The sequence below is a fragment of the Pseudomonas sp. KBN12P06040 genome (genome assembly GCF_037574965.1).
Taxonomy (GTDB): domain Bacteria; phylum Pseudomonadota; class Gammaproteobacteria; order Pseudomonadales; family Pseudomonadaceae; genus Pseudomonas; species Pseudomonas aeruginosa.
In genome coordinates this window covers 3,891,714-3,904,772 of sequence record NZ_JBBELS010000001.1, presented here as the reverse complement: position 1 = coordinate 3,904,772, position 13,059 = coordinate 3,891,714, and the positions used below count along the sequence as shown (strand labels likewise).

General features: G+C 66.1%; 9 protein-coding genes and 1 other RNA gene. 9 read left to right on the top strand and 1 reads right to left on the bottom strand.

Features of this window, described 5'->3' with window-relative positions; translation table 11 throughout:
- Positions 1–20: 20 nt before the first annotated feature.
- From smc to ffs, 5 genes are all read left to right on the top strand, one after another.
- On the top strand, positions 21–3,509 hold the full coding sequence (smc, locus tag VQ067_RS18330; RefSeq protein ID WP_003133020.1) for a chromosome segregation protein SMC: 3,489 nt from the start codon (positions 21–23) through the stop codon (positions 3,507–3,509).
- Between the two features lie 165 nt (positions 3,510–3,674).
- Positions 3,675–4,544 (top strand): cell division protein ZipA, encoded by an 870-nt coding sequence (gene zipA, locus VQ067_RS18325; RefSeq protein ID WP_023092009.1) that lies wholly within the window; start codon positions 3,675–3,677, stop codon positions 4,542–4,544.
- A 90-nt stretch (positions 4,545–4,634) separates the two neighbouring features.
- Complete coding sequence (gene ligA / locus VQ067_RS18320) at positions 4,635–7,019, top strand: NAD-dependent DNA ligase LigA (RefSeq protein ID WP_003140219.1); 2,385 nt, start codon at positions 4,635–4,637, stop codon at positions 7,017–7,019.
- Between the two features lie 45 nt (positions 7,020–7,064).
- Positions 7,065–7,442 carry a hypothetical protein gene (locus VQ067_RS18315; protein ID WP_003083354.1) on the top strand — a complete coding sequence of 126 codons (378 nt, stop codon included), beginning with the start codon at positions 7,065–7,067 and terminating at the stop codon, positions 7,440–7,442.
- Between the two features lie 110 nt (positions 7,443–7,552).
- Positions 7,553–7,649, top strand: an RNA gene (gene ffs / locus VQ067_RS18310) — signal recognition particle sRNA small type.
- A gap of 46 nt (positions 7,650–7,695) precedes the next feature.
- Here ffs and VQ067_RS18305 read toward each other — a convergent pair.
- Positions 7,696–8,562: a substrate-binding periplasmic protein gene (locus VQ067_RS18305; RefSeq protein ID WP_074241328.1), complete on the bottom strand. Its 867-nt coding sequence runs from the start codon at positions 8,560–8,562 to the stop codon at positions 7,696–7,698.
- Between the two features lie 36 nt (positions 8,563–8,598).
- On the opposite strand from VQ067_RS18305, the gene dnaX reads away from it, so the two are divergent.
- The 4 genes from dnaX (at position 8,599) to VQ067_RS18285 (ending at position 13,049) form a co-directional block, all read left to right on the top strand.
- Complete coding sequence (dnaX, locus tag VQ067_RS18300; RefSeq protein ID WP_340080879.1) at positions 8,599–10,731, top strand: DNA polymerase III subunit gamma/tau; 2,133 nt, start codon at positions 8,599–8,601, stop codon at positions 10,729–10,731.
- A 45-nt stretch (positions 10,732–10,776) separates the two neighbouring features.
- Positions 10,777–11,103 (top strand): YbaB/EbfC family nucleoid-associated protein, encoded by a 327-nt coding sequence (locus tag VQ067_RS18295; protein WP_003087236.1) that lies wholly within the window; start codon positions 10,777–10,779, stop codon positions 11,101–11,103.
- A gap of 78 nt (positions 11,104–11,181) precedes the next feature.
- The gene (gene recR / locus VQ067_RS18290) at positions 11,182–11,778 is read left to right on the top strand and encodes a recombination mediator RecR (protein WP_003087237.1); all 597 of its coding nucleotides are present in this window, start codon (positions 11,182–11,184) and stop codon (positions 11,776–11,778) included.
- A gap of 122 nt (positions 11,779–11,900) precedes the next feature.
- Positions 11,901–13,049, top strand: coding sequence for an acyl-CoA dehydrogenase family protein (locus tag VQ067_RS18285; RefSeq protein ID WP_003087244.1), 1,149 nt, complete (start codon positions 11,901–11,903; stop codon positions 13,047–13,049).
- Positions 13,050–13,059 lie beyond the last annotated feature (10 nt).

Genomic DNA, 13,059 nt, shown 5'->3' with positions numbered 1-13,059 from the left:
ACCCTGGCGGGAGCGCACGCATGCGCCTGAAGAGCATCAAGCTGGCGGGGTTCAAGTCCTTCGTCGATCCGACCACGGTGAACTTCCCCAGCAACATGGCGGCAGTGGTAGGGCCGAACGGCTGCGGCAAGTCGAACATCATCGACGCGGTGCGCTGGGTGATGGGCGAAAGCTCGGCGAAGAACCTGCGCGGCGAGTCGATGACCGATGTCATCTTCAACGGCTCGAATACCCGCAAGCCGGTGAGCCAGGCGAGCATCGAGCTGATCTTCGACAACGCCGAGACCACCCTGGTGGGCGAATACGCCCAGTACGCCGAGATATCCATTCGCCGACGGGTCTCGCGGGATGGGCAGAACACCTATTTCCTCAACGGCACCAAGTGCCGGCGGCGCGACATCACCGACATCTTCCTCGGCACCGGCCTGGGGCCGCGCAGCTACTCGATCATCGAACAGGGCATGATCTCCAAGCTGATCGAGGCGCGTCCGGAAGACCTGCGCAACTTCATCGAGGAAGCCGCGGGTATTTCCAAGTACAAGGAGCGCCGCCGCGAAACCGAAAGCCGCATCCGTCGGACCCAGGAAAACCTGGCACGCCTCACCGACCTGCGCGAAGAGCTGGGGCGGCAACTGGAACGCCTGCACCGGCAGGCCCAGTCGGCGGAAAAATACCAGGAACACAAGGCCGAGGAGCGCCAGCTCAAGGCCCAGCTGGGTGCCGTGCGCTGGCGCGACCTGAACGAGCAGGTCGGTCAGCGCGAGCGGGTCATCGGCGACCAGGAGATCGCCTTCGAGGCCCTGGTGGCCGAGCAGCGTGGTGCCGATGCCGGCATCGAACGGCTGCGCGACGGCCATCACGAGTTGTCCGAACGCTTCAACCAGGTGCAGGCGCGCTTCTATTCGGTCGGCGGCGACATCGCCCGGGTCGAGCAGAGCATCCAGCATGGCCAGCAGCGCCAGCGCCAGTTGCAGGACGACTTGCGCGAAGCCGAACGGACCCGCCAGGAAACCGAATCGCACCTCGGGCACGACCGTACCTTGCTCGCGACCCTGGCCGAGGAAATGGCCATGCTCGCACCGGAACAGGAACTCAGCGCGGCCGCCGCGGAAGAAGCGGGCATCGCCCTGGAACAGGCCGAGCAGGGCATGCAGGCCTGGCAGCAGCAGTGGGATGCCTTCAACCAGCAGAGCGCCGAACCCCGCCGCCAGGCCGAGGTGCAGCAGTCGCGCATCCAGCACCTGGAGCAGAGCCTGGAGCGCCTGCAGGATCGCGAGCGGCGCCTGCAGGAGGAGCGTGGCCAGTTGGCGGCCGACCCCGAGGACGCGGCGATCCTCGAACTCAACGAACAGGTGGCGATCGCCGAACTGGCCCTGGAAGAACTGCAATTGCAGGAGCAGGGCCAAGCCGAGCGACTCGAACAATTGCGCCAGGAATTGCAGCAGCTGGCCGCCGAACAGCACCAGGCGCAGGGCGAGTTGCAGCGCCTGAACGGGCGCATCGCTTCGCTGGAGGCCCTGCAGCAGGCCGCTCTCGATCCCGGACAGGGCGCCTTGGAGTGGTTGCGCGAGCAGGGCCTGGAACAACGTCCGCGCCTCGCCGAAGGCTTGCGTGTCGAGCCGGGTTGGGAGCTGGCGGTGGAGACCGTGCTCGGCGCGGATCTGCAGGCGGTCTTGCTGGACGGCTTCGACGGGCTCGCCCTGGCCGGCTTCGGCAAGGGCGAGCTGCGCCTGCTCAGCCCCGCTCGCGGAGCCGCGACGGCGGCCGGTTCGCTGCTGGACAAGGTCCGCGCCGACGCCGACCTGAGTCCCTGGTTGGCCCGGGTGAAACCGGTGGAGACCCTGGAACAGGCGCTCGCCCAGCGCGGCGCCCTGGACGACGGCGAGAGCCTGATCAGTCGCGATGGCTACTGGGTCGGCCGGCACTTCCTGCGGGTCCGGCGCAGCGACGAGGCCCAAGGCGGCATGCTCGCCCGCGCCCAGGAACTGGAGGCGTTGCAGGAACGGCGCGAGGTCCTGGAAACCCGCGTCGCCGAGGGCGAGGAGCGTCTGGCTGCGGCCCGCGACGAGCAGCGCGAGCTGGAAGGCGCGCGCGAGCAGGTGCGGCGCCAGGTCCAGGAGGAGGGGCGCCGGCACGGCGAGCTGAAGGCGCAGTTGTCCGCGCAGCAGGCCAAGGTCGAGCAACTGGTACTGCGTCGCCGCCGTCTCGACGAAGAAGTGGCGGAACTGGCCGAGCAGCGCGCGCTGGAACAGGAGCAACTGAGCGAGGCGCGCCTGACCCTGCAGGAAGCGCTGGATAGCATGGCGCTGGACACCGAGCGCCGGGAAACCCTGCTGGCGGAGCGTGACGCCCTGCGCGAACGGCTCGACCGGATTCGCCAGGATGCCCGTACCCACAAGGACCATGCGCACCAACTGGCGGTGCGGGTCGGCTCGCTGAGGGCGCAGCACAATTCCACCCAGCAGGCTCTGGAGCGCCTCGACCAGCAGTCGGCGCGCCTCAACGAGCGTTGCGAACAGCTCAACCTCAATCTGGAGGAGGGTGCGGCGCCGCTGGAAGAGCTGCGCATGAAGCTCGAGGAGTTGCTGGAGCGACGGATGGCCGTCGAGGACGAACTCAAGCAGGCGCGGCTGGCCCTGGAAGACGCCGATCGCGAACTGCGCGAGGTGGAGAAGCGCCGCGGCCAGGCCGAGCAGCAATCGCAACTGCTGCGTGGCCAGCTGGAGCAGCAGCGCCTGGAGTGGCAGGGGCTGGTGGTGCGGCGCAAAGCCTTGCAGGAGCAGCTCGCCGAAGACGGCTACGACCTGCATACGGTACTGGCCAACCTGCCCCTGGATGCCAGTGAACGCGAATGGGAGGAGCGTCTCGAGAGTCTCGCGGCGCGCATCCAGCGTCTGGGGCCGATCAACCTGGCGGCGATCGAGGAGTACCAGCAGCAGTCCGAGCGCAAGCGCTACCTGGACTCGCAGAACGACGACCTGGCCGAAGCGCTGGAGACGCTGGAAAACGTCATCCGCAAGATCGACCGGGAAACCCGCAATCGCTTCAAGGAAACCTTCGACCAGATCAATGCTGGCCTTCAGGCATTGTTCCCGAAGGTATTCGGCGGCGGTACGGCATATCTGGAACTTACCGGCGAAGATTTACTCGATACCGGTGTGGCGATCATGGCGCGCCCGCCGGGCAAGAAGAACAGCACCATCCACTTGTTGTCCGGCGGGGAAAAGGCGCTGACCGCGCTGGCGCTGGTATTCGCCATCTTCCAGTTGAACCCGGCGCCGTTCTGCATGCTCGACGAAGTCGATGCGCCATTGGACGATGCCAACGTCGGACGTTATGCGCGATTGGTGAAGGAGATGTCGGAAAAGGTGCAGTTCATCTATATCACCCACAACAAGATCGCCATGGAAATGGCCGATCAGTTGATGGGCGTGACCATGCATGAGCCGGGCTGTTCACGGCTTGTTGCAGTTGACGTGGAAGAGGCGGTCGCATTGGCTGAAGCCTGAGTGTCAGGCAGTGTAAACTTGTGCATGGGCATGTTAGTTTAATGGCCACTTTTTGTATCGCGTGGGAAAGTTCTGTCAGAACAAGGTTGGCTCCACGTTTCAAGGGACGGGACGTCCTTTTTTCATTTTTTTATTCACCATTTTCACTAGGGGCTACGGAATTACATGGATATCGGTCTGCGCGAATGGCTTATCGTTATCGGGCTTATCGTGATCGCCGGCATTCTCTTCGACGGTTGGCGGCGGATGCGGGGCGGCAAGGGCAAGTTGAAGTTCAAGCTCGACCGCAGTTTCGCCAATCTGCCGGACGACGACGGCGACTCGGCTGAACTGCTGGGGCCGGCGCGGGTGGTCGAGCATCGCGAGCCGTCCTTCGACGAACAGGACCTGCCCAGCGTCAGTGCCCGCGAAACCAAGGAGCGCAAGGGCGGCAAGCGCCAGGAAGAGCCGCGCCAGGGCGATCTGGACCTCGACGAGGGGCTGGCCCTGGAGGCGGACCCGAGCGATGCCGCCGAGACGGTGGAGCCGCGCAAGGGCAAGTCGAAGGGCCGCAAGGAGAAAGAGCGGGAGAAAGCCCCTGCGGTTGCTGCCGAACCTGCCCCGGTCGACGAGGTGCTGATCATCAACGTCATCGCCCGCGACGAAAGCGGCTTCAAGGGGCCGGCATTGTTGCAGAACATCCTCGAGAGCGGCCTGCGCTTCGGCGACATGGACATCTTCCATCGCCACGAAAGCATGGCCGGCAATGGCGAGATCCTGTTCTCCATGGCCAATGCGGTGAAACCGGGCACTTTCGACCTGGACGACATCGACAACTTCAGCACCCGCGCCGTGAGCTTCTTCCTCGGTCTGCCGGGGCCGCGCCATCCGAAGCAGGCCTTCGACGTGATGGTTGCCGCCGCGCGCAAGCTGGCCCACGAGCTGAACGGCGAGCTGAAGGACGAGCAGCGCAGCGTGTTGACCGCCCAGACCATCGAGCACTACCGCCAGCGCATCATCGACCATGAGCGTCGCAGCCTGATGCAGAAGCGCTGATCCGGCCACAGCCCCTTTCTTCGTACGGGAGGGGGCGAACTACTCTATAGAGCAGCCGAGGCTGCTCTTTTCGTTTCACGGACTCCCACCATGACCGACACCCAGGCTGCCGCCGAACGCATCGCGCAACTGCGAACCGAACTGGACACCCACAACTACCGTTACTACGTGCTCGACGAACCGAGCATTCCCGACGCCGAATACGATCGCCTGTTCCGCGAGTTGCAGGCGCTGGAGACCGAGTACCCGCAACTGCTGACGCCCGACTCGCCGACCCAGCGGGTCAGCGGCACGCCGGCCTCGGCGTTCGGCGAAGTGCGCCATGAGATCCCCATGCTCAGCCTCGGCAACGCTTTCGAGGAGCAGGACCTGCTGGACTTCGACCGCCGCGTACGCGAAGGACTGGCCGACCTGTTGCCTGGCGGCGACCTGCTCGGCGGTGGCGCGGAGGTCGAGTACAGTTGCGAGCCGAAGCTGGACGGCCTGGCCGTCAGCCTGCTCTACGAACGCGGCCAGTTGGTGCGCGGCGCCACCCGCGGCGATGGCAGCACCGGCGAGGACATCACCAGCAACGTACGCACCATTCGCAACGTACCGCTGAAGCTGCACGGCGAAGGCTGGCCGGAGATCCTCGAAGTGCGCGGCGAGGTGTTCATGTCCAAGGCCGGTTTCGAGGCGCTCAACGCCAAGGCCGTGGAAACCGGCGGCAAGACCTTCGCCAACCCGCGCAACGCGGCGGCCGGCAGCCTGCGCCAGCTGGATTCGAAGATCACCGCCAGTCGCCCGCTGGAGTTCTGTGCCTACGGCTTCGGCCAGGTCAGCGGGACGCTGCCGGACACCCAGGTGGGCATCCTCGAGGCGTTCCGCGGCTGGGGTATCCCCATCAGTCGCGAGCTGCGCCTGGTCAAGGGCGCCCAGGCCTGCCGCGACTACTACGACGACATCGGTCGCCGACGCGATGCGCTGGCCTACGAGATCGACGGCGTGGTGTTCAAGGTCAACCGCATCGCCTTCCAGCGCGAACTGGGCTTCCGCGCGCGCGAGCCGCGTTGGGCGATCGCCCACAAGTTCCCCGCGCGCGAGGAGCTGACCGAGCTGCTGGGTGTCGAGTTCCAGGTCGGCCGCACCGGCGCCGTGACCCCGGTGGCACGCCTCAAGCCGGTGCAGGTGGCCGGCGTCACGGTGTCCAATGCGACCCTGCACAACATGGATGAAGTCGCCCGCCTGGGCCTGCGCATCGGCGATACGGTGGTGATCCGCCGTGCTGGCGATGTGATTCCGCAGGTCATGCAGGTGGTGCTCGAGCGCCGCCCGGCGGATGCGCAGGCTATCGAGGTGCCCGAGCATTGCCCGGTCTGCGGCTCGGCCGTGGAGCGGACCCAGTTGGTCAAGCGCAGCAAGGGCAAGGAGTCGATCAGCGAGGGCGCCATCTATCGCTGCGTCGGCCGCCTCTCCTGTCAGGCGCAGTTGAAGCAGGCGATCATCCATTTCGTATCGCGCCGGGCAATGGACATCGACGGTCTTGGCGACAAGATCGTCGAGCAACTGGTGGATCGCGGGCTGGTCGCCTCGCCGGCGGATCTCTATACCCTGACCTATGAACAGGTGTTCGAGCTGGAAGGGTTCGCCGAGCTGTCCACCAACAACCTGCTTGCGGCCATCGCCGATAGCCGCAAGCCTTCGCTGGCGCGCTTCATCTTCGCTCTGGGGATTCCCGACGTCGGCGAGGAAACCGCCAAGCTGCTGGCGCGTTCGCTGGGTTCGCTCGAGCGGATCGGCAAGGCGCTCCCGGAAGTGTTGACCTACCTGCCGGACGTCGGCGCCGAGGTAGCCTACGAGATCCACAACTTCTTCGCCGACGAGCACAACCGCCAGGTGATCGCCCAGTTGCGCGATGCCGAACATGGCGTGCAGTTGCAGGAAGAGGGCGAGGTCGCCGCGGAGTTCGCCGCCTGTGCCTCGCTGGCCGGTTTCATCGACAAGCTGAACATTCCCTTCATCGCCGCCACCGGCGCGGAAAAGCTGGCCAGCCGCTTCGGTTCGCTCGACGGCATCATCCGCGCCGACTGGCTCGATCTACGCCAGGTGGAGCGTCTGCCCGAGCGAGCGGCGAAAAGCCTGCGCGATTTCTTCGACGAGCCGGCCAACGTGCAGCGTGCCCTGGCCATCGAGGCGCAGTTGCGTGAGTTCGGCATGCATTGGCAGAGCGAGCGCAAGGCGGTCGAAGGCCTGCCTCTGGCCGGGCAGACCTGGGTGCTGACCGGCACCTTGGAGGCGATGAGCCGGGACGTGGCCAAGGACAAGCTGGAAGGGCTCGGCGCCAAGGTGGCCGGCTCGGTGTCGGCCAAGACCCACTGCGTGGTCGCCGGGCCCGGCGCCGGCTCGAAGCTGGCCAAGGCCAACGAGCTGGGCGTGAAGGTGCTCGACGAAGACGGCCTGCTGAAACTGTTCGACGAGCACGGCGTCGCCCGCTGAAGCGGCGGCGCTGCTGCGAAAGATTTCCGAAGACTGGAGTTAACGATGGACAAGGCAAGAAAGCAGCGGTTGCTGGGCGTGCTCGCATTGGTGGTGCTGTTCGGCGCCTACGTGGGTTGGAGCGAGCGGCCGCGCATCCTGCTGCATTACAGTGGCCAGGCTTCGGCGCCGATCGCCTACAGCTACAAGGAGCAGGGCGTGGAAACCTTCTCCGGGGAGATCCGGCCCGGCCAGGTCCGCGAGTTTCCGGTGAAGCTGTTCGGCGGCAGCGATTACCGGATCGCCTTCTCCTTCCATCGCGGTGAGGAGAAGTATGCGTCGTTCAGCACCAAGCCGGGCTGGGGCACCCTGGACCTGTATGTCGATACTGAGCTGAGCGTATCGACCCAGCCGCCGCCGGAGGGTCTGATCCAGCAGCAATGAACCGCTTTCGCGAAATGGATTGCAAACGTAAGTGCTTGAAGTGGTTGTAACTTACGCGCAAGCCGGTAGAATGGCGCGGCCTACCCGAGGGTAGGCTGCAATGGTGGCCCTGTCGGTCCCCCCGCAACGATTACCCGTCAACCTGGTCAGGTCCGGAAGGAAGCAGCCACAGCGGGAACATCGTGTGCCGGGGTGTGGCTGGCGGGGCCGCCTCCATTTCAGGCCCGCCATTTTCCGCACGCCGCCGCCGCTCTTATCGGTAGCGCTGCAGTATCTCCTCGATCTCTCCGCTGCGCTTCATTTCCTCGAACGTCTTCAGTATCGCTTCCACCGGAACCTCCGCGGAGTCCCGCACCAGGCAGCTCACCGCCGTCTCTTCGAGCTGCGCGGCTTCCTGGAGTGGCGGCTGCCCCGGCGCCTGGCGGTTGCTCCAGTGCAGCGACAGTTGATGGCTGACCGCGTAGCGGTAGCGGCCGGCGCGCAGCTTTTCCAGCACCAGGTCCTGGGTGCGCGCATCGTCGCGGCGCAGTCGGCCGATGTCGAACAGCGCTTGCAAGCGCGGATAGCTGTAGCCGAGGACGGTACCGATACGCTGGGCCGGCAGCGCCTCGGGAATCGGCGCGAAGCCTTCGCGGGCGACCAGGATGTCGCGTTGCACCAGCAGCGCGACGCTCCAGCGATAGCCGGGGAAGTCGTGGCTGAGCCAGGCGGGGCTGATGTAGCAGCGGACATCGATTTCGCCAGCGTTCATCGCCTGCTCGATGCGCCCGCGCGGGTAGGGGTGGTAGAGCGCCTTGCGGCCGACCTGCCGGGCAAGGGAGCGGGTGATGTTGTAGACGATGCCGTCGATCGGCTGGCCCCGTTGCAGGCGGACCAACGGCATGCTCCAGCTTTCCATCACCGAGAAGCGCAATGGCGTCGCGTCGGTCTCCGCGGCCGTCGCTGGCAGGGCCGCGAGCAACTGCAGCAGGAGCAGCGCAGGTGCGCCGAAATGAGGCATGAACGATGTCAGGGAAGGTAGAGTCATTGCCACCGACGAGGGCTGCTGAAGGGCCAGGGGAATTCTTAGCACGCAGTTTGCCAAGTCGGCGAGCGCAGAAGGGGTAAATTGCGCTAGCATTGGCCGACTTGTGCTTCCCTTCTGCGACGGTTTTCGATGAGTTATCAAGTTCTTGCGCGTAAATGGCGTCCCCGTTCCTTCCGTGAAATGGTCGGCCAGACCCATGTGCTCAAGGCTCTGATCAACGCCCTGGACAATCAGCGGTTGCACCATGCCTACCTGTTCACCGGTACCCGCGGGGTCGGCAAGACCACCATCGCGCGGATCCTGGCCAAGTGCCTGAACTGCGAGACCGGGGTCAGCTCCACGCCGTGCGGCGAATGCTCGGTCTGTCGCGAAATCGACGAAGGCCGCTTCGTCGACCTGATCGAAGTGGACGCCGCGAGCCGGACCAAGGTCGAGGATACCCGCGAGCTGCTCGACAACGTGCAGTACTCGCCGACCCGCGGCCGCTACAAGGTCTACCTGATCGACGAAGTGCACATGCTCTCGTCGCACAGTTTCAATGCGCTGCTCAAGACCCTCGAGGAGCCGCCGCCGCACGTCAAGTTCCTGCTGGCCACCACCGACCCGCAGAAGTTGCCGGTGACCATCCTCTCGCGCTGTCTGCAGTTCTCCCTGAAGAACATGCCGCCGGAGCGGGTGGTCGAGCACCTGACCCACGTGCTCGGAGCCGAGAACGTGCCCTTCGAGGATGACGCCCTGTGGTTGCTCGGGCGCGCCGCCGACGGCTCGATGCGTGACGCCATGAGCCTGACCGACCAGGCCATCGCCTTCGGCGAGGGCAAGGTGCTGGCCGCAGACGTGCGGGCGATGCTCGGTACCCTCGATCACGGCCAGGTCTATGGCGTGCTCCAGGCCTTGCTGGAGGGCGATGCGCGCGCCCTGCTCGAAGCGGTGCGCCACCTGGCCGAGCAGGGGCCGGACTGGGGCGGCGTGCTTGCCGAAATACTCAACGTGCTGCACCGCGTCGCGATCGCCCAGGCCCTGCCGGAAGCGATCGACAATGGCCAGGGCGACCGCGAGCGGGTGCTGGCCCTGGCCCAGGCGTTGCCGGCGGAAGACGTACAGTTCTATTACCAGATGGGCCTGATCGGCCGTCGCGACCTGCCGCTGGCGCCCGATCCGCGTAGCGGCTTCGAGATGGTGTTGCTGCGGATGCTCGCGTTCCGCCCGGCGGACGCCGACGGCGCGCCGAGGACGCCGCTAAAGGACCTGGGGATCAGCAAGGCCACGACTGATCCCGCCAACTCCCCCGTGGCCGGCGCGGCCTCGCCTGCGCCGGTCGCTGCCGTTGCTCCCGCGCCTGTCGTGGCTGCGCCCGTCGAAGCCCCGGCTGCCCCGCCGGCAGCGCCGGCAGCGCCATCCGCGCCGCCGGCGGCGGTCGAGGCGCGCGTCGCGGAAGCGGTTGTCGAAGAGCCCGCCGCCGCGGCAGAGGTCGTCGACTTGCCCTGGGAAGAGCCGGCGCCGAGCCTCGCTGCCGAGCCCGAGCCCGAGCCCGAGCCCGAGCCCGAGCCCGAGCCCGAGCCCGAGCCCGAGCCCGAGCCCGAGCCCGAGCCCGAGCCCGAGCCCGAGCCCGAGCCCGAGCCGCTAGCCGTGGAGGCTCCCTCGGCCCCTCCGGCAGTGGCGGTCGAGGCGGTGGTGGAAACCGTTCTGGAAGCCCTGCCGGCTGCGTTGCCGGTAGCACCTGACGAGCAGGACGAGCAGGACGATGAGCCACCGCCCGCGGACGACTACTACGAAGTCGACATGGATACCCTGGCCTACCTGGATGCCGCGCCCGAGCCTGACGTGGTCGTGGTGGAGGAGCCGCTGCCGGCGGCGAAGCCGGCCACCGGCCTGGCCGCGGAGTGGCTGGAGCTGTTCCCGCGGCTCGGCCTCGGCGGCCTGACCGCCAGCATCGCTGCCAACTGTACGCTGGTAGCTGCCGACGGCGACCACTGGCATCTGCATCTCGATCCGGGCCAGAGCGCGCTGTTCAACGCCACCCAGCAGCGGCGGCTGAACGATGCGCTGAACCAGCACCTGGGGCGCACCCTCAAACTGGAGGTGACCCTGCAGAAGCCTGAGCAGGAGACCCCGGCCCAGGCAGCGGCACGCCGGCGTGCCGAGCGCCAGCGGGCGGCCGAGGCATCGATCGATGCCGACCCGTTGGTCCGGCAGTTGCGCGAGCAGTTCGCCGCGGTGGTCCGTGACGGTACCATCGAACCTTTGGAAGCCAAGGCCTGACCGGCGCTTGGCGCACGCAACAAGACGACATTCGAGGTGAAGAACATGATGAAAGGTGGCATGGCCGGCCTGATGAAGCAGGCGCAGCAGATGCAGGAAAAGATGCAGAAGATGCAGGAAGAGCTGGCCAACGCGGAAGTGACCGGGCAATCCGGCGCCGGTCTGGTCAGCGTGGTGATGACCGGGCGCCACGACGTCAAGCGCGTCAGCCTGGACGACAGCCTGATGCAGGAAGACAAGGAAATCCTCGAAGACCTGATCGCCGCCGCGGTTAACGATGCGGTGCGCAAGATCGAGCAGAACAACCAGGAAAAGATGTCCGGCTTCACCTCGGGCATGCAACTGCCGCCCGGCTTCAAGATGCCCTTCTGATTCTGCGTTCGTGCCGGGTCCGCCTTCTTAGGACGGCGCCCGGCAGCCATTCCCCTCCCTCTATCCGACGAGTCCTGCATGAGTTTCAGCCCGCTGATCCGCCAACTGATCGAGTCCCTGCGCATTCTTCCCGGTGTCGGGCAGAAGTCGGCCCAGCGCATGGCGCTGATGCTGCTGGAGCGCGATCGCAGCGGCGGCCTGAAGCTGGCCCAGGCGTTGACCGCCGCGATGGAAGGGGTCGGTCATTGCCGGCAGTGCCGTACCCTCAGCGAGGAGGAGCTGTGCCCGCAGTGCGCCGACCCGCGACGCGACGACTCGCTGCTCTGCGTGGTGGAAGGCCCGCTGGACGTATTCGCGGTGGAGCAGACCGGCTACCGCGGCCGCTATTTCGTGCTCAAGGGACACCTGTCGCCGCTCGACGGCCTGGGGCCGGAGGCGATCGGCATTCCCGAACTGGAAGCGCGGATCAGGGACGGAGCCTTCAGCGAGGTGATCCTCGCCACCAACCCCACCGTGGAAGGCGAGGCCACCGCCCACTATATCGCCCAGCTACTGGCCGGCCGCGGCCTGACCTTGTCGCGTATCGCCCATGGCGTGCCGCTGGGTGGCGAGCTGGAGCTGGTCGATGGCGGCACCTTGGCCCACGCCCTGGCCGGACGGCGGCCGATCTCCTGAGCTCTGTGCCTCCCGTGTCCGTAGGAAGGGCGGCCTATACGCCCTCGCCGATGGCCAGTTTCTCGTATTGAAAACCAAGCAAGCGCTAGGTAAGTTCTGAGGCTCCCATCAGGAGCCCGGCCATGACTGACTTCCAGCAGTACTTCGACGAGTCCCATCAACTGATCCGGGATTCGGTGCGCCGTTTCGTCGAGCGCGAGGTGTTGCCGCACATCGATGAATGGGAGGAGGCCGAGGAATTTCCCCGTGAACTCTATCTCAAGGCCGGCGCGGCCGGGATCCTCGGCATCGGCTACCCGGAAGCCTACGGCGGCAGTTGCGAAGGCGATCTGTTCGCCAAGGTGGCGGCCAGCGAAGAGCTCATGCGCTGCGGTTCCGGCGGCTTGGTCGCCGGGTTGGGATCGCTGGATATCGGCTTGCCTCCGGTGGTCAAGTGGGCCCGTCCCGAGGTGCGCGAGCGGGTGGTGCCGGCGGTGCTGCGCGGCGAGAAGATCATGGCCCTGGCGGTCACCGAGCCCTCTGGCGGCTCCGACGTGGCCAACCTGAAGACCCGTGCGGTGCGCGATGGCGATCATTATCGCGTCAGCGGCAGCAAGACCTTCATCACCAGCGGCGTGCGCGCGGACTACTACACGGTGGCGGTGCGTACCGGCGGCGAGGGTTTCGCCGGCATCAGCCTGCTGCTGGTGGAGAAGGGCACTGCCGGGTTCAATGTCGGCCGCAAGCTGAAGAAGATGGGCTGGTGGGCGTCGGATACCGCCGAACTGTTCTTCGACGACTGCCGGGTGCCTGCGGAAAACCTCATCGGCGTGGAGAATGCCGGCTTCGCCTGCATCATGGCCAATTTCCAGAGCGAGCGCCTGGCCCTGGCGGTGATGGCCAACATGACCGCGCAACTGGCTCTGGAGGAGTCGCTGCGCTGGGCGCGCGAGCGAGAAGCGTTCGGCAAGCCGATCGGCAAGTTCCAGGTGCTGCGCCATCGTCTCGCGGAAATGGCCACGCAACTGGAGGTTTCCCGGGAGTTCACCTATCGCCAGGCAGCGAAGATGGCTGTCGGCAAGAGCGTGATCAAGGAGATATCGATGGCCAAGAACTTCGCTACCGATGTCGCCGATCGCCTGACCTATGATGCCGTGCAGGTGCTCGGCGGCATGGGCTACATGCGCGAAAGCCTGGTGGAGCGGCTGTATCGCGACAACCGGATTCTCTCCATCGGCGGCGGTTCGCGGGAAATCATGAACGAGATCATCGGCAAGCAGATGGGGTTGTAGGGCCGCGTTC

Excerpts from the sequence above, each read along its gene's own strand:
- smc (WP_003133020.1), top strand. The coding sequence starts at position 21 with ATGCGCCTGAAGAGCATCAAGCTGGCGGGGTTCAAGTCCTTCGTCGAT.
- zipA (WP_023092009.1), top strand. The coding sequence starts at position 3,675 with ATGGATATCGGTCTGCGCGAATGGCTTATCGTTATCGGGCTTATCGTG.
- ligA (WP_003140219.1), top strand. The coding sequence starts at position 4,635 with ATGACCGACACCCAGGCTGCCGCCGAACGCATCGCGCAACTGCGAACC.
- VQ067_RS18315 (WP_003083354.1), top strand. The coding sequence starts at position 7,065 with ATGGACAAGGCAAGAAAGCAGCGGTTGCTGGGCGTGCTCGCATTGGTG.
- VQ067_RS18305 (WP_074241328.1), bottom strand. The coding sequence starts at position 8,562 with ATGCTAGCGCAATTTACCCCTTCTGCGCTCGCCGACTTGGCAAACTGC.
- dnaX (WP_340080879.1), top strand. The coding sequence starts at position 8,599 with ATGAGTTATCAAGTTCTTGCGCGTAAATGGCGTCCCCGTTCCTTCCGT.
- VQ067_RS18295 (WP_003087236.1), top strand. The coding sequence starts at position 10,777 with ATGATGAAAGGTGGCATGGCCGGCCTGATGAAGCAGGCGCAGCAGATG.
- recR (WP_003087237.1), top strand. The coding sequence starts at position 11,182 with ATGAGTTTCAGCCCGCTGATCCGCCAACTGATCGAGTCCCTGCGCATT.
- VQ067_RS18285 (WP_003087244.1), top strand. The coding sequence starts at position 11,901 with ATGACTGACTTCCAGCAGTACTTCGACGAGTCCCATCAACTGATCCGG.